This is a genomic window from Ferrovibrio terrae (assembly GCF_007197755.1).
Lineage (GTDB): Bacteria > Pseudomonadota > Alphaproteobacteria > Ferrovibrionales > Ferrovibrionaceae > Ferrovibrio > Ferrovibrio terrae.
The window spans coordinates 1,476,950-1,496,316 of sequence record NZ_CP041636.1 but is presented as its reverse complement, the minus strand read 5'-3'; the positions used below and the strand labels follow the sequence as shown (position 1 = coordinate 1,496,316).

Sequence of the window (19,367 nt, the reverse complement as noted above, 5' to 3'; positions counted from 1 at the left end):
GCCTGCGCGATGGAGCCAAGCGAGTGTGCGTCCTGGAGGTTTTGTCGGGTATTGTGCGCGACGGTCGGTTGCGGTCGCTGATCGTCAGGTCGGCCTATGCTTAGGCATAGTCCTGGTGCGGCCGCTCTAGGTGCCCTGCTGGTTTTCTGCCGGAGCGGTCGGCAGCGACATCTGAAAATGTGCGCCACCATCGGGATGGTTCGAAGCCCGGATCTCTCCACCATGCTCGGTGGCGATCGAATGACAGATCGCCAAACCAATCCCCATGCCTCCATCCTTGGTCGTGAAGAAACTCTCAAAAATATGGGACAGGTTGTCGTCCGAGATTCCAGGCCCACTGTCATGGATCGAAATGACGATGCTGCGCCGGTTCGCGGATATAGCAATCGACATGTGGATGAATCGCCGCTCCGAACCGGCCTGCGAGATCGCCTGTATGCTGTTGATCAGCAAATTGACGATGACCTGCTGCAGCTGTACCCGGTCCCCCAGTACCGCCGGCAGGCACGGCTCGCAATCGACTTCCAGCGCGATATCCCTGGCGTCGATATCATCCTGGATAAAACACACCGCCTCGCCGATCACATCCGCGATCTGGAGCGGTATTCGCATGGCCTCGCTCTTCCCCGCCATGCGCTGGACACGCTGAACGATTTCGCTAGCGCGAATCGCGCCAGAGATGATGCGTCCGGTCAGATACCTGACTTTTTCGATATTGAGATCTTCCTTCGCCAGCCAGCGCAGCGACGTCTCGGCATTCGTAACAATGGCCGCCAATGGTTGCTTCACCTCATGCGCGATGCAGGCCGTCAGCTTGCCGAGCGTAGATATGCGTGCCGCCCGTTCGTGTTCCATCTGCAGCTTTCTAAGCTGTGCCTGGGCGCGCACGCGCTCGGTGATGTCCTCAAGCGTGATGAACGTGGTTTCAATATTCTCCGGTGGTGTCGGATAGGTTGCCGAGAAGGAAACATCCCGCACGCAACCATCGAAGGTCAGCAGCCTGGTCTCTTCGGTATGGCTGCGTCGCCCTTCGAAGCGCGCGATCATCACGCGCCTGGCCAGGTTCGGCGCGGCAGCGACAAGATACCGGATCGGTCCGATCAGCTCGGCGGCCTCGTTGGCCCGCATCAAGGCGACTGCGCTGTGATTCGCAGCCGTGACAACCACATGGTCCTTTGCGAATTCCACCACCTCCGGATGCTCATCAAGATACGCCCTGATGTCGGTGACCCCTTCTGCCCTCAGCCGCGTAAAAAGCTCAGCTGAGTACCGCGCGTCGACCTGCCACAGTGCCGTGGGCATGTTCCGCAGCAGTTTGTGATACTGATCATCGCTCCCTGTAGGATCGGCAGTAATATCCGCGTCGGCATCGTGTAGGGTTCCGGCCGGGCGTGGCGCCACAAGCCGCCCATATTCGACGATATCGACGAGACCGTCCCGCTGATCCCGCCGTGCAGTCTGCCGGACATAAGCATAAAACAGCCGGCCCGCCGCGGTTCTCCGGCGCACAATTCCTTCCCACCAGCCCTTCTCCAGGATGGCGTTCCAGTGATCCGTATATGGGGTCCCGGGTGCCAGGAAGGCGCTGAAATGGCGACCGACGGTTGCGGTCGCCGTCCAGCCATAGAGGCGCTCCGATGCCGGATTCCAGTAGGCAATGACACCATTGGGATCATAGACGATCACGCTTTCGGCAGCGAGATCGGCGAGTTCCACTGCGTTGACGGAACTACTGAATGCAGGTTTCTCCAATGATTTGGCAGTCTCGCCCATGTCATGGTTCCTTGATCAATCGAGTCCTTTCCCCTAACGCACCGCCCTTTACGCCAATCACTTCAACTGTACGCAATCAGACTCCGTCACCCTGCCGCAGTGCGAGCGCCAGGTAATGCAGCAGGGTCTTGTCATCGATCGGCTTCTTCAGGAATGCCAGCGCCCCGTTCGCCATTGCCTGCGCTCCGGTCTCATCATTTACCGACGAACTGATGACAATCACCGGCAGAGGCGACCTGATTTTTTTCAGTTTTTCGAGCAGTTCCAGCCCGCTGATGCCCGGCATGCGCACATCGGTAATCAGACACCCGAATTCATGGTGACCATAAGACTCCAGAAAAGCTTCGGCACTACTGAAGGTCAAACACTCAAATGACAGGACCTGGAGAAGCTCGGAGAGCGCAGCTAGCATGTCCGGGTCGTCATCAACGATGGCGATTACTGTTTTTTTCTTGGGCAATAAACTGTCCTTGCCATGGTCATGGAACTACCGCCCGGCCCGCCCGGCCGGCTCGGCCTACTGATGTTAATTCACCCCGCGATCCCGGATGGCGGGCGGGATCGCTTCCCAGGCGCGGACTGCATCGCCGATCGAAGTGACGTGCATCTTCCGCATTGTGTTGGTGCGGTGCAGTTTGACCGTGATTTCGCTGATGCCGAGGTCGAAGGCGATTTGCTTGTTCGCCCACCCGTTGGCCACACCTCGAAAGACCTGGCGTTCGCGCGGGGTCAGGCTGCTGAACCGGTCGACATGGATTTTGACTGCCTGCGCGGTCATACGGCTTTCGATATCGCGCTCGATGCCGAGCATGATGGCGTCGAGAAGTGTCTGGTCACGCACGGGTTTTGTCAGAAAATCAATAGCGCCAGCCTTCATTGCCTGCACCGACATCGTGATGTCGCCATGTCCGGTGAGAAAGACCACCGGCTTTGCGCTTCCTGTCGATGCCAGCTGGCCGTGAAAGTCGAGGCCGCTGATTCCCGGCAGGCGGACATCCAGCACGATGCAGCCAGGACGGTCGGATAGCGGTTGTTTCGTCAGCTCCTGGACGGAGCTGAAACAAGCCGCCTCCAGTCCTACGGATTCCAGCAGTTCCTTGAGCGCCATGCGGACATCGCTGTCGTCATCGACGACGATCACGATCGGCCGTTCGGGCGGCGTTGCTGGCTTTTTTGCAGTTGCAAGCATCAGATTCATGGATCGTCTCCCGATCACGGGTGAAATCTGGCGCCTGACGCGATATCGCGACACATGGTCGGTCACCGGCCCGGAGCCTGAGAAATTTCTGGACGAGGTCGCAGCTTCCCTGGCAGCGATTTCACCGCATTGGCATACAGCTGTCTGCCAAAACCTTCTTGCCGTTCCGGACTTTATGATCGGTTCGGACAAGGAATGATCGACTTGTACAATTCCAGCCCGGCATCCGGGGGTATGGCTAACCATAGGTTGGCCCCCATGTCCCCATGCGCAATAATTTGGGCGCATACGTCCTGGCGGCGGAGGCACCGCCGTTTTAGTGACTTCGCTAGGGCAGAATCTGATGACGCGTGCCGGCGTATACGGTGAAAGCCTTGGAAAGGTACTCCGCTCGGACATCTCGCCCGTCCTGGTGAACCGTTCGCTGCGCAAATCCGAGATTGCGATCACGGAAGTCCGGTCGGACAAACCCGAGGTCGGCCTGTCCGGTTCGATCCCGGCCGACGACGCCTACATGATCAGCCTGAAGCTGAAGGACTATCCCGACTGCGAGGGATGGGTCGAACACAAGGTCAAGAAATACGACGTCTTTGCCGGCGCCACCTACATCTACGATCTGAAGTCGAATCCGCGTTACGTCATCGACAAGCCATATCACTCGATCTTCTTCTACGTGCCGCGCAGTGCACTGAATGCCGTGGCCGAACAGGCGAATGCCACACCCGTCCGTCACCTGTACTGCCCGCTGGGCGAAGCTTTTGACGATCCGGTGATCCGGCACCTCGGCATGTCGCTGCTGGAGGCCGTGCGCCGGCCGGCCGAGGCCAACCAGCTTTTCGTCGACCATGTCACCATGGCCATCGCCCTGCATGCGGCAACAGCTTATGGCGGGATGCAGTTCCTCAAGACGTTTGCCAAGGGCGGGCTGACCCAGCGCCAGCTCAAGCGGGTCTGCGACTATATCGACGCAAATCTCGATGGCACGACGACCCTGGAGGCGCTCGCCAGGGAATGCGGCCTTTCCGCCAGCCACTTCGCCCGTGCCTTCCGTCACTCGACCGGCGTCTCACCGCATCAATGGCTGCTGCAGCGACGGGTCGAAACCGCAAAAGCCTTGCTGCAGGTGCCAACTCTGACACTGGCAGAGGTCGCCGCCACAGCGGGCTTCAACGATGCCAGCCACTTCAGCAGGGTCTTCAAGTCGATTGTCGGCGAGAGCCCCGGCGCCTGGCGCCGCGCGCTGTCATAACCATAGACAGCCTTATGCCTTGGATAGGGCAAACCATACCTGAGCCCTAATCCCCCCTACGATTGGTAACGTCGCGCTAGACCGGCGCGCGATACCGCCGGCCCACCCTGCGCTGACACACTCTGCCCGAACAGTCCAACCGACTGACGGAAAGGTGTCGATGCAAACTCTGGCGGGAAAGATCGCTGTCATTACCGGCGGCAATAGCGGAATCGGCAAAGCCACGGCGCGCCTGTTCGCCCAGCAGGGCGCCAAAGTCGCCATCACCGGCCGCCGGCAGGACGTACTCGATGCCGCAGTCGCGGAAATCGGCCCGGGTGTCGTCGGTATCCGCAGCGACGCCTCGGACATCGCACATCATACCCGGCTGGCTTATGAGATTCGCCGCCAATTCGGTGGACTCGACACCTTCGTCGCCAATGCCGGCGTCATAAACCTCGCGCCATCAGACAAAGTGACGGTGGAGGACTACGACCACCAGTTCGGTGTTAATGCGCGCGGCGTGTTCTTCGGCGTGCAGGCAATCCTGCCCCTGATGCGCGACGGTGGCAGCATCATCTTGGTCAGCTCCATCGCCGCACACAAGACCCTCGACAATCACGCCGTCTATGCCGGCAGCAAGGCGGCCATTGGTGCCTTCGCCCGGGCCTGGGCACTGGAGCTGAAGGCGCGGAAAATCCGTGTCAACGTACTGAGCCCCGGCCCGGTCGAAACCCCCATCCTCGACAAGCTCGGCGTGGGCGAGAAAGAACGGCCCGACTTCGTCAGGGCGATGGGCAACATGATCCCGCTGGGCCGCATGGGCCTGCCCGAGGACCTGGCCAATGCCGCGCTGTTCCTTGCTTGCGATGCAGGCAGCTTCATCACCGGCATCGAACTCACTGTGGATGGCGGCATGTCGCTGACCTGACGTCAGGCCGTGCAGCAGATACCCGTTTCTCTCCCCACCTCAAAAACAAGAAGGAAGCCTCCAATGACTCAATCAAACAATGTTGGTGCCCCGCAGCGGCGCAGCCTGCTCAAGGCCGGCGTCGGCCTTGCGGGCATCGCAGCACTTCCCGGCGTTGCACAGGCGCAGACCGCGTCGGTCGCGCTGAATCCGAGCACCAAGGAAGGCCCCTTCCTGGATACGATCACCACACGTGACGGCACCCGGATTTTCTTCAAGGACTGGGGTCCGCGCGATGCACAGCCGATCGTGTTTCATCACGGCTGGCCGCTCAGCGGCGACGAATGGGACAACCAGATGCTCTATTTCTATGCCCGAGGCTATCGTGTCATCGCGCATGACCGCCGCGGCCATGGCCGGTCGAGCCAGGCCTATAACGGCAACGACATGGACACCTATGCCGCCGACCTGATCGAACTGGCCAGAGCGCTGGATCTGAAGAATGCCATCCATGTCGGGCATTCCACCGGCGGCGGCGAAGCCGCGCATTATGTCGCCCGCGCCGAACCCGGTCGCGTCGCCAAGCTGGTGCTGGTCGGCGCCGTCACCCCGGTGATGGTGAAGTTGGCGACCAATCCCGAAGGCCTGCCGCTGGAAGTGTTTGACGGTTTCCGCGCGGCGCACGCCAAAAACCGGGCGCAGTTCTTCCTCGAACTCGCCTCAGGCCCGTTCTATGGCTTCAATCGCAAGGGTAGCGAAATTTCCATGGGGCTGATCCAGAACTGGTTCCGCCAGGCGATGATGGGCGGCACCAAGGCACAGTACGACTGCATCAAGGCCTTCTCCGAGACGGACTTCACCGAAGATCTGAAAAGAATCGACCAGCCGGTGCTGATCATGCATGGCGAGGACGACCAGGTCGTGCCGGTACATGACTCCGCCCACAAGGCGATCAGGCTGGTCAGGAATGGCAGGCTCAAGCTCTACAAGGGTCTGCCCCACGGCATGGCTGCGACCCATGCCGAGATCATCAACGAGGACCTGCTCGGCTTCTTCAAAGCCTGACCCCAGGCGCAGACAGACGCTTTCGCAGCAGCCGTCTGTCTCCTCTCCGGTGGCCTCGCCCCCCTGAGCCACCGGTCTGCCGCCACCCGCAGTCCCCCGGCGACGTGGCGTTCCCGGTAGCCTCCCCCAGGCATGCCGGACCTGGCCGCCACTCATGCACCCCGTGAGTGGCGGCCCTCTTTTTCCGGCGCGGCCAGGCATGGATTTCCATAGTTGCGGCACCGGTATGGCATAACTAGTGTCAGATCATGCACTTCCGCAGGGCAGGCAATCTGGGGAAGTGCTGGAGGATATGCCAAGACCCAAGCGGCCGTTCTGGCCCGAAGGGGAGCAGCAGATGACCGGTCTCTGGATGCAGCGCCCCAAACTGATCCATCTCGGAATCTTCGTGGCGGCCTATATCGCAGGCTGTGCGTTTGCCCAGGTCCTGGCCTTCATGCCGGGTACCGGGATTTCCATCTGGCTTCCGAGCGGCCTCTTTATTGCGACATTACTGCTCAACTCCGGGCGCAACTGGGCATGGTGGGTCGTCGCGGGCTGCTTTGCCGAACTCGTTGCCAATATGCTGTGGTTCCATAGTCCATTCCCCGCTGCGGTCCTGATCTATGCCGGCAATGCGCTGGAAGCCGTCACGGGCGCATGGCTGATCCGGCGCGCGCTGGGCCACCCGGTTCGCCTGGACACCCTGCAGCAAATGCTCATCTTCATTGCGCTGGGCGCCGGTATTGCGCCGATCATGACAGCGACGGTGGGCGCCGCGACCGTCGACTGGTTCGACATGCTGTCGCAAAACTTCTGGACAGCCTGGCCGCTTTTCTGGATCGGCGATGCGACCGGCGTTCTGATCGTGGCGCCGTTGGCGCTTGCCGTGTTCCAGAACTGGGGCGAGACGAGCCGACTCTCGACGGCGCAATGGATGGAAATTTCCATTCTGGCGCTGATCTTCCTGGGTATCGCCGCCCTCTCCCTCGGCCACTACCTGTCCTTCACCTATATCATCGTGCCGCCGCTGCTCTGGGCCGCTGTACGTTTCGAATTCAAAGGCGCCGCGATTGCACTGATTCTGCTTGCCCTGATCACGGCGGTATTCACCATGTCGGGCACGGGCGAACTTGCCGGCGTGTCTGACTCCCCGAAAGAGCGGCATATACTGCTACAGCTTTTTCTGGCCATTTCCGCATTCTCGGCGATGGTCGTGGCGGCGATTTCCCGCCAGCACCGCCTGGGCCTGCTGACCCTGCGGCAAAGCATGGATGCATTGCGCGACCGGCAGTGGGAACTCACTCAGCTCGTCAATGTGGTCCCCAGCCATCTGTGGCGTCTGACGCCAGATGGCGAGCCGATCTTCTTCAACCGGCGGATGGTCGACTTTCTCGGTATGAAAGTCGCGGACACCGACAGGCCGGGCAGCACCCGGCTTGATGTGCTTATCGAAGCGGTTCACCCGACCGACGCGCCAGACTTCAGGACATCACTGAAACATTCGCTTTCCACCGGCGAGCCTTTTGCCATGCGCTATCGCCTGCGCCGCGCCGATGGCGTCTACCGCTGGATGTCGAGCCGTGCCGACCCGCTGCGTGGTGAGGACGGACGTATCGTCCAGTGGTATGGTCTTTGCCATGACATCGACGATCAGGTGCACGCCGAACAGGCGCTACGTGAACGCGAGCGCGGATTGCAGGAACTGGTCGATGCCCTGCCCATCAACATCCTGAGCTTCGCGCCTTCGCGCAAAATGACCTATGCCAGCAAACGATACATCGACAAAGTCGGCGCGCCGCAGCCGCATATCGAGAACTTCGATGCGCTGGCCCGGGAAGTGGCCCATCCGGAAGATTTTCCGAAGATGTTTGCCGTGGCATCACACGGTTTTGCCTCCGGCCAGCTCTTCGTGAACCGTTTCCGCCGGCGCGACAGCCAGGGCATTTATCGCTGGATCGAGGCCCGCGCGCAGCCCTTACGCGATGCCTCTGGTGAAATTGTGCAATGGTACATGGTTTCGATCGACATCGACGACGAGATGCAGGCCCAGCAGGCCTTGCGGGCGGCGCAGGACAGCCTGGCACGCCAGAGTCAGGCCGCAAGCCTTGCCGAACTCTCGGCCTCCATTGCCCATGAAGTGAATCAGCCGCTCGCCGCGGTGATCGCCAACTCCTATGCCTGCCATCGCTGGCTCACGGCGGATCCGCCGAATATCGAACGGGCGAACAAGACGGTCGATCGCATTATCCGCGACGCCAACTCGGCAGCTGATGTCGTCAGCCGCATCCGCGCCCTGTTCAAGCAGTCCGCCGACACCAGGGCCTATACGATGATCGGCAATGTCGTGGCGGAGGCGCAGAATCTTATGGCGGAGGAAGCAACCCGCCGCCGTGTCCAGATGGATATCGATGTTGCCAGCGATCTGCCAGCCATCTTCATGGACGTGGTGCAGGTTAAACAGGTTCTGATCAATCTTCTGCGCAATGGCATGGAAGCCATGGATTCCGTATCCGGCGACAAGATGCTTGGGCTGCATGTCCATCGCGTCGAAACGGCGATCCAGGTTGAAATCCGGGATCGCGGCCATGGCATCGAGAATCCGGACCGGATGTTCGAGCCATTCTTCACCACCAAGGAACATGGCATGGGCATGGGCCTGGCCATTTGCCGGTCGATTATAGAGTCGCATGGCGGGCGGCTGTGGGCCGAACGGAACGAGCCGCAAGGCGCGATCCTGCTGTTTACCTTACCGATAGAGTTGAAAGTTTTGTGATGAGTTTGGATAGCCAGATTGTTTTCATTGTCGATGACGACGCCCGCATTCGCGAGGCGCTTGCAGACCTGCTTGCCTCACGTGGTATGCATAGCATTGCCTTCGGATCTGCGCGCGACTACATCGCCGCCGACAAGCCGGATATTCCCGCCTGTCTGATCCTTGATGTCGAATTGCCCGATATCAACGGTCTGGACCTGCAGGGACAAATTGCCACCACCAATCATCCCCCGATCGTGTTCATTACCGGGCATGGCGACATCCCGTCCTCGGTACGCGCGATCAAACGCGGCGCCGTCGATTTCCTGACCAAGCCTTTCAGCGACAACGACCTGATGACCGCGATCGACACCGCCATCGCTCAGGATCGCGGGAACCGATCGGCCCGTGCCGAATTGGAAGACCTGCAGCGCCGGTATCTCGAACTGACGCCGCGCGAACGCGAGGTATTTCCGCTGGTGGTAAGTGGTCTTCTCAATAAGCAGGCAGCTGCGGAACTGGGGATCAGCGAGGTGATGCTGCAAATCCACAGGCGAAACGTGACGCAGAAAATGGGCGTCGATTCATTCGCCGATCTCGTGCGGGTCGCAGAGCGAATGGGAATACCAGTCAAACATTCCCGTCGAGCGGGAGGTACACGAAAGTGAGTCAGGTGAAGCGTATAGTCGCCGTTGTGGATGATGACCCGCGGGTGCTGGAGTCTCTGGAAGAGCTGCTGGAATCGGCTGGCTATGCCACACGCAGCTTTGGATCGGCCGGAGCGCTGCTCAATGGCGGCATATCGAACATTGATCTTCTGATCACCGATATCGGAATGCCGACCATAGACGGTTTCGAACTGCGCGACCGGGTGAAACGGGAGCGTCCGGATCTGCCGGTTTTCCTGATCACCGGTCGCCACGAGATTGCGGATCAGGGCCGCGCACAGGGAGTAGGCGGGATTTTCCAAAAACCGTTCGATGGCCAGGCTTTGTTGGCGGCCGTCGGAGATGCCTTGCAACACAAAGGAAAAGGAGGGTGATCATGAGAGTTGACCAGCCGCTCCAGCGGCGATTAACACAGTCATCATCACAGACCAGTCAGGACGCAGGGCAGCCGACCGTCATCATCGTCGATGACGATTCTGCGGTCCGCGAGGCGTTATCCGACCTCGTTCAATCGGCAGGATTCAACGCTATCTGCTTTGCCTCGACTGGCGAACTGATCGGAGCCGATATACTGGAAGCTCCCGGATGCCTCATCCTTGATGTGCGGATGCCGGGCGCGAGCGGACTAGATTTGCAGCGTCGCCTGGCGCAGAAGGGCGACGTCAAACCGATCATCTTCCTGACAGGCCATGGCGACATCCCGATGAGCGTACAGGCCATGAAAGCCGGTGCGGTCGATTTCCTGACCAAGCCCGTGCGCGACCAGGACCTTCTCGATGCCATCACCGCAGCGATTGCATTGGACACCGAACGGCGCGCCCGTGGTGTCGTGATCGAACGCTACACCGAGCGCCTCAAAGTGCTGACCCAGCGCGAGCGCGAGGTACTTCAGCAAGTGGTGCGCGGACGGCAGAACAAGCAGATCGCCTTTGACCTCGGGATCAGTGACGTGACGGTGAAACTCCATCGCAGCAATGCCATGCGCAAGATGGAGGTCAGCTCGGTTGGCGAACTGGTCCGCATCTGGGAAGCACTGCCCGCGCCCGTACGGGATATCGGCAAGGAATAGCGGACTCATTAGCAAAAAGGCCGGCCGCCACTGAATGGCTGACCGGCCCTTTTTGAAAGAGTGATGCGCTCGAAAATATTCGAGCTCTACCGGCGCCTCGGAGAAAAGACGCCGGTAGCACGCAAGTGGTCAGTACTCCCAGTGGGCGGGCACCCAGCGGAACACGTCGCCGTCGATCGCCACCCGGCAGAACGGGAATGACAGGTGTGCCGCCACCAACACCTCGCCGGTTCCCGCCAGTTCCCGCAGAAGCTCGACACGGACACGGGCCGACTCTTCAGGATCGTGTTCGAAACCGTTGTACCAGTACGGATGGTCGAACCCGACCGGGAAGATGGCGTCGCCGGCGAAAGTCAGATGCTTGCCACCGGATGAAATGCGAACCACGCTGTGCCCGGGCGTGTGGCCACCGGTGCGGCGGACGACAACACCCGGCACCACTTCGTGCTGCTCGTCGAACTGCCGCAGCTGGCTGCCATACTGTTTCAGGAACCGAGTGGCGACCGACCGAAGGACAGGCGGGATCGGATTCGGCATGGTGGTGTGGGAGAAATCGGGCGATGCCCAGAATTCGACCTCGGTGGCCGCCACATGGATCGGTATATCCCGACGCAGCCCCTTCAGCCCGTCGCCGACCAGCCCGCCGATGTGGTCCATGTGCAGGTGGGTGAGCACCAAATCCGTCACAGACGCGAGTTCAACGCCGGCAGCGGCCAGACGCTGCGCCAGCCGCCCGGCTTTCGGGAAGTCCGGATACTCCAGCCCGATCCCGGCATCGACCAGGATGGTCCGGCCGCGGCCACGGATCACCACCACGTTCAGCGGCCAGTCGAGCGTGTCCGACGGCATAAACATACCCTTCAGCCAAGCCGCGAGGGCAGCCGGATCGGCGTTGGTGGCCAGGACCGATGTTGGTATCGTCAGCACGCCGTCGCTGATTACCAGAACTTCATAATCGCCGACCTGCAGCGCATAGCGCGACGGAACCAGTTCGTCGGGCTTCGCTTTGCCGGAATGTGATGCAACGTTCACGTTCATGTTTGCCTCCTGTTATGGTGAGGCCATGGTCGCTCACGGATCGACCGCCGTGTATCGTGCAGCCCGCTAGGTTCCGCGACCCAAGAAACAGATGGACCTGCACCTTGAGATAGGTTTGCCTCGTCGCTGGTAGAACGGCAGCCCTTGCACAGGCACCGGTCATGAAATCGGCAAGCGTGTGGGGAAAGCTCCCCCGAAGTCAGAATGCCTGTCGCCTGAACACTCGCCCCAATCTGAACAGACTTTCCGAATAGGTGTTCATTTCTCAATGCGCACCTGTTGCGGCCTCAGATGCACACTGGGCACCTAATGGCTCAGTTCAGAAGAATTCCTGTTTGCCGGATTTAAAGACTTGGGCTGTATGTCATATAGGTGTAATGAAACTGTAATAATCGAATCTTGCCCACAAAGGTGGAAATAAATGCCTGTTTTCCGCGATCCTGACCCGGACCCCGACGGCGCACTGGACGCTTTGATGCCCCCCGCCACATTGATCCTGGCGCGCCATGACCGGGGGGCCACATGATTACCGCATCCGCAGGCGCGACCGAACTGCTTCTCCACCTGATGTCCGGCGTCGCCCTCCTGCTCTGGGGCGTGCGCATGGTGCGCACCGGCATGACCCGCGCCTTCGGCGCACAGCTGCGCCGCTATCTCGGCCGCGCGCTGCGCCAGCGCTTTTCCGGCTTCGTCGCCGGCCTCGGCATCACCGCTTTGCTGCAGTCGAGCACGGCCACCGCACTGATCATTTCTTCCTTTGCCGGTCGCGGCCTGATCACCGGCACGGTGGCGCTGGGCGTGATGCTGGGCGCCGATGTCGGCACGACTGTTGCCGCGCAGATTCTCTCGCTGGATCTCAGCTGGCTCGCGCCGCTCTGCCTGGTGCTGGGCGTCGGTCTGTTCACCACCGGCGAAAACAGCATGCGCCGTCATATCGGCCGCCTTGCCATCGGCCTCGGCCTCACCTTGCTGGCGCTGAAACTGATCGTCGCGGCCTCCGCGCCGCTGCGCGACTCCCCCGCGCTCGCCATCGTGCTGCGGCCGCTGGATCACGAGCCGCTGATCGCCGTTCTGCTGGCCGCGCTGCTGACCTGGGCGGCGCATTCCAGCCTCGCCATGATCCTGCTGTTCACCGGTCTGGCCGCGGCTGGCACCATCGACACGACTTTGGTGTTTGCGCTGGTGCTGGGCGCCAATATCGGCGGCGCCATGGCACCGTTCATGGCGACCGCCGGCCAGCCGCCGGCCGCGCGCCGGCCACCGCTGGGCAATCTGGTGATGCGCGGCATCGGCGTGCTGCTGATGCTGCCGTTGCTGTCATGGCTGCCGGACTGGATGGCGCAGCTCGGCACCTCGCCGGCGCGTCAGGCCATCGACATGCACACCGCCTTCAATATCGCGCTGGCGCTGGTGTTCCTGCCGCTGCTGGGGCCGGTCGATAAGCTGACGCGCCGTTTCCTGCCCGATGTGAAGGACGAAGCGAGCTTCGCGCCGCGCTATCTCGATGCCTCGGCGCTGGAGACGCCCGGCGTGGCGCTGGCGGCGGCGGCGCGCGAGACGTTGCGCCTGAGCGATGCGGTCGCCCGCATGCTGGACGACACGATGACGGTGTTCACCCGCGACGACGGCAAGCTCGCCAAGGCGGTGGAGCAGGCCGACGATCAGGTCGACCAGCTCTACGAAGCGATCAAGCTGTACCTGACCGAACTGAGCAAGCAGGGCCTGGATGAGAAGGACAGCCGGCGTTATGTCGATGTACTCACCTTCACCACCAATCTCGAGCATATCGGCGACATCATCGACAAGAACCTGATGGAACTGGCGCAGAAGAAGATCAAGAACAAGCTGACCTTCTCGAAGGAAGGCCTGGCCGAACTGACCAACTTCCACCATCGCGTCGCCGCCAATCTGCAGATGGCCTGTAACCTGTTCATGTCGGGCGATGTGAAGATGGCGCGCCTGCTGCTGGAAGAGAAAGCCCAGCTGCGGCTGGCCGAACAGCAGGCCGCGGAGAATCATTACCAGCGTATCCGCGACGGCCGGTCTGAAAGCATCGAGACCAGCGCGATCCATCTCGACCTGATCCGCGACCTCAAGCGCATCAACAGCCATCTTACGGCTGTGGCCTATCCGATCCTGGAACAGACCGGCGAACTGACTGCGACGCGGCTGCGCGCCGACGAGCGTCCGGACCGCAGTTCGCAGAAGGATGCCGAGGCCGCCCGCAACGGCCGCACCAGTCTGGCGTAAGCGTCAGGCCGTCGTCGCGACCGGCGTCGCGCGACGGCCGCCTTTCAGGCGATACAGCAGCCAGGCGGCGATCAGGATGTTCATCATGTTAAAGGCAATGCCGTTCAGCAGCGCCGCCTGATACGAGCCGGTGAAATCGTAGATCTTGCCCGACATCCAGCCGCCCAGCGCCATGCCGGCCAGCGTGGCGGAAATCGCCAGGCTGACACGCAGGCCGGCCTGTGCAGCCGGAAACAGCTCACGGATGATGAAGGCATAGCTGGGCACGATACCGCCCTGGACCAGACCGAACACCGCCGAGATGACGTAGAGCGACATCAGCCCGTCGAACGGCAGATAGAGCGCCAGCGCCAGCATCTGCAGGGTCGACCCCAGCAGCAGCGTCTTCAGCCCGCCGATCTTGTCGAGAATGTAACCCGACGCCAGCCGGCTGATGATGCCGAAGCCGAGCATCAGCGACAGCATCTCGGCGCCGCGCGCCGGGCCATAGCCGAGATCGACGCAATAGGCCACGATATGCACCTGCGGCATCGACATGGCGACGCAGCAGCCCAGCCCCATCACCAGAATGGCGCCCTGCAGGACATTGGGATGCAGGCCGAGCGGACGCGCCATGCCCGATTGCGCCGTGGCGGCCGGCGCAGGTTGCGCGGGCGGCCGGCGACGCAGCAGCAGGCTGAGCGGCAGCAGCGTGATCAGGCAGAAGACGCCGACATAGAAATGCGTGGCGCGCCAGCCATCGGTGGAAATGAAATGCTCCAGCACCGGCGGCCAGATCGTGCCGGCCACATAATTGCCGGCAGCACAGAGCGAGATGGCCAGTCCGCGCCGCTTCTCGAACCACATCGAGGTATCGGCCAGCAACGGCGCGAAGAACGCCGCGCTGCCCATGAAGCCCATCAGACCGCAGATCGCGGCAAACACCCAGAAGCTCGGCGCCTGTGAGGCCAGCATGTAGCCGGCCGACATGGTGATCGTGGCCAGCACCACCGGGAAAATGATGCCACGCTTGTCGGCCATGCGGCCGGCAATGATGCTGCCGAAGACAAAGCCGATCATGGTCAGCGTGTAGGGCAGGGCCGCCTCGGCGCGCGCCACGCCGAAATCGGCCTGCACGGCCGGCACTACCAGAACCGGCGACCACATGCCGACGCCGCCGATCGTGCCGATCACAATGGCGGTGACCAGTCGCAGCCAGGCATAGGGCGATTCGACGCGGCTTTCCGCAGTGGCTGGCGCCATGGGGCTTCCTCCGGGGTGGCGATACTTTCTTGTTATACGAAGCAGTCTAGCCGGGTACGTCGCAGGCCGGCAATGACGTGTTCAGTCAACGATGAAGAGTTTGGCGCCGGTGGCCGTGCGCGAGCGATGCGGCTCGGCATTGTCGGCCACCTGATACGACTGCCCCGCCTTCATCACGAATTCGCGGCCATCTTCAAGTTCGGTGACGAGTTCACCCTCGAGGACGAAGAGGATATGCCCCTTCACGCACCAGTGGTCAGCCAGATAGCCCGGCGTGTAGTCGACACGGCGCACGCGGATGCTGCCAAAGGTCTGCGTGCGCCAGGTGGCGCTGCCGGTCTCGCCCTTGTGCTGGGTCGGTTCGATCTTCGACCAGTCGGTGGTGCCGAAAGGAATACTGGACATCTGCATGGGGTGGGCTCCAGAACTGCAGTCCGCTTCTAGGCCGCGATTTCACGCAAATCCAGCGCGGAATTGTCGGGAGACAATAATAATATGTGCTGTCACCACCCGAGCTGACGGCTCGCCAGATCCTTCATGATCTCTTCGGCGCCACCGCCGATGGCATTCACCTTCACCTCGCGGTAGATGCGCTCCACACGGGCGCCACGCATGAAGCCGGCGCCGCCGAAAATCTGCACGGCTTCCGAGGCGCAGAAGGCCATCGTCTGCGTCGCCTGGTTCTTCAGCATGCACAATTCTGCCACCGGGCTTTCACCCTGATCCAGCGCCCAGGCGATACGTTCCAGCATGGCCTGGCTCGCCTCGATCCGCTGCGCCATGTCCACCAGTTTGTGGCGGATCACCTGATGCCGGATCAGATGTTTGCCGAAAGTCTCGCGCTGCCGCGCATAATCCAGCGCGTCTTCATAGGCGACGCGGGCGAAACCGATGGAGCTCGCCGCAAGTCCAAGTCGCTCGTCGTTGAAATTGAGCATTATGCCACGAAAGCCGGCATTCTCCGGCCCGATCAGGTTCTCGGCCGGCACGCGGCAATCGTCGAAATGCAGGGTGGCCGTGTCCGAGGCCCACCAGCCCATTTTCTTCAGCGGCGTGCGCGTGAAGCCTGCGCAGTCGCGCTCGACCAGCAGCAGCGAAATGCCGCCCATGCCGGCCTCGCCGGTGCGCACCGCCACGGTGTAGTAGTCGGCGCGCATGCCCGACGTGATGAAGGTCTTTTCGCCGCGCACGATGTAATCATCGCCGTCACGCTTCGCCGTGGTCTTCAGGTTGGCGACATCCGAGCCGCCGCCAGGTTCGGTGATCGCCAGCGCGGAGATTTTCTCGCCACTCAGCACGCCGGGCAACACCTTGCGCTTGAGATGCTCGCCGCCCAGCTTGGCGATCGGCGGGCAGCCGATGGTGTGACTCATCAGGGAGGCCGCCACGCCGCCCGAACCGGCGCGCGCCAGTTCCTGGCCGGCGATGATGGCGTAGAAGCGGTCGGCGGCAATACCGCCATACTCTTCCGGGAAATTCAGCTGCAGCAGACCAATGGCGGCGGCCTTCTTGTATAATTCGCGCGGGAATTCGCCGGCCTCGTCCCACTGGTCGGCAAAAGGCGTGATCTCTTTCGCCACGAAACGGCGCAGCTGGTCGCGGAAGGCTTCGTGGTCGGCAGTATAGTACGGCGAAGCGCCAAGCATCAGCGCGCGCCTCCACTGCTTTGCGGCGGACGCAGTCGCGCCATCATGATGATGTCGTCGTATTGTCCGTCGATCTTGCGCGCGCGGCTCTTGATGCCTTCGGTGACGAAACCGAATTTGCGATAGAGCTTCACGGCCGATTCATTGCTGGCATAGACCTGCAGCTCGACGCGTTCGATACCGACGCGGCCGGCCGTGTCGAACACCGACTGCAGCATTTCACGGCCCAGCCCGCGCCCGCGCCAGGCGGCATCAAGTCCCATGCCGACCGTGCCGACATGCGAGAAGCCGACACGGTGTTCGGTCTGCGGCAGGACGTGAATATTGCACCATCCCACCACCTGGCCTTCGGCATCAACCGCGACAACGAACGGCAGTCCACGCTGCAGCATGGCCATGATGTAGAACTTCACTTCCTGCAGCGGCGGCGCCGCCGTGAAGGCGAGATAGCGCCGCTCCGCCGCGACACGGTCGAGGCAGGCGCGATAGCCTGCGGCATCGGCTTCGGTGATCTGGCGTAATGTGGCGCGAGCTTTCTCTTCTTTGGGCATCTCGCTCATGGTCATGCCTGCACGGGTGTCAGTGCCGCCAGCAGCTGCCGCGTCGCCACCTGGTCGCCGACCTTGACCGGCAGGGTATAGATAGTGGCATCGACGCGCGCCACCATCTCATGCTGCATCTTCATCGCCTCCATCACGACGAGGCACTGGCCTTTTTTCACCCTGTCACCGACAGCCGACAGCACGGCCACGATCTTGCCGTTCATCGGCGCGCGCAATTCACGCTCGGCCGCGCCCTCAGCCTCGGCTGGTGGCGCCCAGGTCAGGTCGCGGCAGGCAAGATCGGCGGCACCGCTGCAGAGATGCAGCTCATCGCCGGAAAATGCGTAAGCGACATCGCGTTCAATGCCGCCAGCCGATACACGCAGGCGGTTGTCACCACGCGCGGTCACCGTGTAGTCGGCGTCGTTGATGCGGTAGCGGTCGCGGCCAAGCACGGCGACCGATAGTTTTGCGGTTGTCTCACCGATGCCAAGTTTCACCGGCCAGGCGAGGCTGCCGTTGGACGACCAGGCATTGGCCGGATCGTGGCCATGCTGCGCGGCGCCACGTTCAAACCACAGCAGTGCCGCGATGGCCTGCAGGGCCGCGTCAGCCTGCGGCGCGGCGATGGTCGAGAAATGCTGCGGGATGAAGGCCGTGGTGGTTTTGCCAGCGGCGAATTCCGGATGCGAGAGCAGATCGATCAGGAAGCCGCGATTGGTGCTGATGCCCAAGGCTGCCGTCTGCTCCAGGGCGACGATCAGGCGGCGGCGTGCCTCTTCGCGGCTGCCGCCATGCGCGATCAGCTTGGCGATCATCGGATCGTAATAGGGCGTGATCTCCTGATCGCCGCCATGCAGGCCGTGATCGACGCGGATATTGCCGGGCGGCGACCAGAGAGAAAGCCACCCCGACTGCGGCAGGAAATTCTGCGCCGGAGATTCGGCATAGAGCCGCACCTCGATGGCGTGACCCTGCAACTGCACATCGGCCTGCGTCAGCGGCAGACTTTCGCCAGCGGCGACGCGGATCTGCAGGGCCACCAGATCAAGGCCGGTGATCGCCTCGGTGACCGGATGCTCGACCTGCAGCCGCGTGTTCATTTCGAGGAAATAGAAATCGCGGCCATTGGCATCGAGCAGGAATTCGACCGTACCGGCGCCGACGTAATGGATCGCCTTGGCCGCCGCGACAGCCGCCGCACCCATCTGCGCGCGTAAAGACTCGTTCACCGCCGGCGAGGGCGCCTCTTCGATCACCTTCTGGTGCCGGCGCTGCACGGAACAGTCGCGCTCGCCAAGGTGGATCACGTTGCCATGGGTATCGGCAAAGACCTGGATTTCAATATGGCGGCCGTTAACCACGGCTTTTTCGAGAATCAGTTCGCCTGAACCGAAGGCATTTTCAGCTTCCGCCCGCGCGGCACGGATCGCATCCGGCAGATCAACGGCATTCTGCACCAGCCGCATGCCGCGCCCACCGCCGCCGGCCGCCGCCTTGACCATCACCGGCAGGCCGATCTTTTCTGCCTCTTTCGTCAGCGTCGCATCGCTCTGGTTGGAACCCTGATAGCCCGGCACGCAGGGCACCCTGGCGGCGATCATGCGCTGCTTCGCCGCCGCCTTGTTGCCCATGGCGGCAATCGCCTCGGCGGGCGGCCCGATGAACACGAGGCCGGCATCGGTGCAGGCTTTGGCAAAGCCGGCATTCTCCGACAGGAAGCCATAGCCCGGATGCACCGCATCGGCCCCGGTGGCCTTGGCTGCGGCGATCACGGCGTCGATGCTGAGATAACTCTGCTTCGCCTCGGCCGGACCTATACAAATTGCCTTATCTGCGGATTGCACGTGAAGCGCGCCGGCATCGGCCTCGGAATAGACCGCCACCGTCCGATAGCCGAGCGCTTTCGCGCTGCGGATCACCCGGCAGGCGATCTCGCCGCGATTGGCGATCAGGATGGTGGTGAAGGAAGGCATTATCCCGCAACCCCACAACCGTCATGGC

General features: G+C 61.9%; 18 protein-coding genes. 9 read left to right on the top strand and 9 right to left on the bottom strand.

All coding sequences use genetic code 11. The features are described 5' to 3' along the window. Window positions 1–126: 126 nt before the first annotated feature. The 3 genes from FNB15_RS07320 to FNB15_RS07310 all read right to left on the bottom strand — a co-directional run bounded on the left by FNB15_RS07320 (window position 127) and on the right by FNB15_RS07310 (window position 2,971). Window positions 127–1,773, bottom strand: a complete 1,647-nt coding sequence (locus FNB15_RS07320) for a PAS domain-containing sensor histidine kinase (RefSeq protein WP_144068076.1) — start codon at window positions 1,771–1,773, stop codon at window positions 127–129. Between the two features lie 76 nt (window positions 1,774–1,849). Then, the gene (locus FNB15_RS07315; protein ID WP_221932756.1) at window positions 1,850–2,233 is read right to left on the bottom strand and encodes a response regulator transcription factor; all 384 of its coding nucleotides are present in this window, start codon (window positions 2,231–2,233) and stop codon (window positions 1,850–1,852) included. 66 nt (window positions 2,234–2,299) lie between these two features. Next, window positions 2,300–2,971 (bottom strand): response regulator transcription factor, encoded by a 672-nt coding sequence (locus FNB15_RS07310; RefSeq protein ID WP_185973753.1) that lies wholly within the window; start codon window positions 2,969–2,971, stop codon window positions 2,300–2,302. On the opposite strand from FNB15_RS07310, the gene FNB15_RS07305 reads away from it, so the two are divergent. The 8 genes from FNB15_RS07305 (at window position 2,970) to FNB15_RS07270 (ending at window position 10,645) form a co-directional block, all read left to right on the top strand. Then, a complete protein-coding gene (locus FNB15_RS07305; RefSeq protein ID WP_144068075.1) occupies window positions 2,970–3,170 on the top strand; it encodes a hypothetical protein in 201 nt (66 codons plus the stop codon). The genes FNB15_RS07310 and FNB15_RS07305 overlap by 2 nt on opposite strands. 144 nt (window positions 3,171–3,314) lie before the next feature. Next, the gene (locus FNB15_RS07300; RefSeq protein ID WP_144068074.1) at window positions 3,315–4,220 is read left to right on the top strand and encodes a helix-turn-helix domain-containing protein; all 906 of its coding nucleotides are present in this window, start codon (window positions 3,315–3,317) and stop codon (window positions 4,218–4,220) included. A gap of 160 nt (window positions 4,221–4,380) precedes the next feature. Next, on the top strand, window positions 4,381–5,130 hold the full coding sequence (locus FNB15_RS07295; RefSeq protein WP_144068073.1) for an SDR family oxidoreductase: 750 nt from the start codon (window positions 4,381–4,383) through the stop codon (window positions 5,128–5,130). A 63-nt stretch (window positions 5,131–5,193) separates the two neighbouring features. Further along, window positions 5,194–6,174 (top strand): alpha/beta fold hydrolase, encoded by a 981-nt coding sequence (locus FNB15_RS07290; protein ID WP_144068072.1) that lies wholly within the window; start codon window positions 5,194–5,196, stop codon window positions 6,172–6,174. Window positions 6,175–6,511: 337 nt separating this feature from the next. Continuing rightward, window positions 6,512–8,929, top strand: coding sequence for an MASE1 domain-containing protein (locus FNB15_RS07285; RefSeq protein ID WP_144068071.1), 2,418 nt, complete (start codon window positions 6,512–6,514; stop codon window positions 8,927–8,929). Continuing rightward, on the top strand, window positions 8,929–9,576 hold the full coding sequence (locus FNB15_RS07280; protein WP_144068070.1) for a response regulator transcription factor: 648 nt from the start codon (window positions 8,929–8,931) through the stop codon (window positions 9,574–9,576). Before FNB15_RS07285 ends, FNB15_RS07280 begins: the two co-directional genes overlap by 1 nt. Further along, window positions 9,573–9,950, top strand: coding sequence for a response regulator (locus tag FNB15_RS07275; RefSeq protein WP_144068069.1), 378 nt, complete (start codon window positions 9,573–9,575; stop codon window positions 9,948–9,950). Before FNB15_RS07280 ends, FNB15_RS07275 begins: the two co-directional genes overlap by 4 nt. 2 nt (window positions 9,951–9,952) lie before the next feature. Then, the gene (locus FNB15_RS07270; RefSeq protein ID WP_144068068.1) at window positions 9,953–10,645 is read left to right on the top strand and encodes a response regulator transcription factor; all 693 of its coding nucleotides are present in this window, start codon (window positions 9,953–9,955) and stop codon (window positions 10,643–10,645) included. 129 nt (window positions 10,646–10,774) lie between these two features. Here the strand turns inward: FNB15_RS07270 and FNB15_RS07265 are convergent, their stop codons facing one another. Continuing rightward, complete coding sequence (locus tag FNB15_RS07265; RefSeq protein ID WP_144068067.1) at window positions 10,775–11,683, bottom strand: MBL fold metallo-hydrolase; 909 nt, start codon at window positions 11,681–11,683, stop codon at window positions 10,775–10,777. 522 nt (window positions 11,684–12,205) lie between these two features. Between FNB15_RS07265 and FNB15_RS07260 the strand changes: the two genes are divergently transcribed. Next, window positions 12,206–13,933 (top strand): Na/Pi cotransporter family protein, encoded by a 1,728-nt coding sequence (locus FNB15_RS07260; protein WP_144068066.1) that lies wholly within the window; start codon window positions 12,206–12,208, stop codon window positions 13,931–13,933. Between the two features lie 3 nt (window positions 13,934–13,936). Here the strand turns inward: FNB15_RS07260 and FNB15_RS07255 are convergent, their stop codons facing one another. From FNB15_RS07255 to FNB15_RS07235, 5 genes are all read right to left on the bottom strand, one after another. Further along, a complete protein-coding gene (locus tag FNB15_RS07255; protein WP_144068065.1) occupies window positions 13,937–15,175 on the bottom strand; it encodes an MFS transporter in 1,239 nt (412 codons plus the stop codon). A gap of 81 nt (window positions 15,176–15,256) precedes the next feature. Further along, window positions 15,257–15,586: a DHCW motif cupin fold protein gene (locus FNB15_RS07250; RefSeq protein ID WP_144068064.1), complete on the bottom strand. Its 330-nt coding sequence runs from the start codon at window positions 15,584–15,586 to the stop codon at window positions 15,257–15,259. A gap of 92 nt (window positions 15,587–15,678) precedes the next feature. Next, window positions 15,679–16,821, bottom strand: a complete 1,143-nt coding sequence (locus tag FNB15_RS07245) for an acyl-CoA dehydrogenase family protein (RefSeq protein WP_144068063.1) — start codon at window positions 16,819–16,821, stop codon at window positions 15,679–15,681. Continuing rightward, on the bottom strand, window positions 16,821–17,381 hold the full coding sequence (locus tag FNB15_RS07240; RefSeq protein WP_185973752.1) for a GNAT family N-acetyltransferase: 561 nt from the start codon (window positions 17,379–17,381) through the stop codon (window positions 16,821–16,823). The genes FNB15_RS07245 and FNB15_RS07240 overlap by 1 nt, the downstream gene beginning before the upstream one ends. A 2-nt stretch (window positions 17,382–17,383) precedes the next feature. Beyond that, entirely contained in the window at window positions 17,384–19,339 is a 1,956-nt protein-coding gene (locus FNB15_RS07235) for an acetyl/propionyl/methylcrotonyl-CoA carboxylase subunit alpha (RefSeq protein WP_144068061.1), read from the bottom strand. Window positions 19,340–19,367 lie beyond the last annotated feature (28 nt).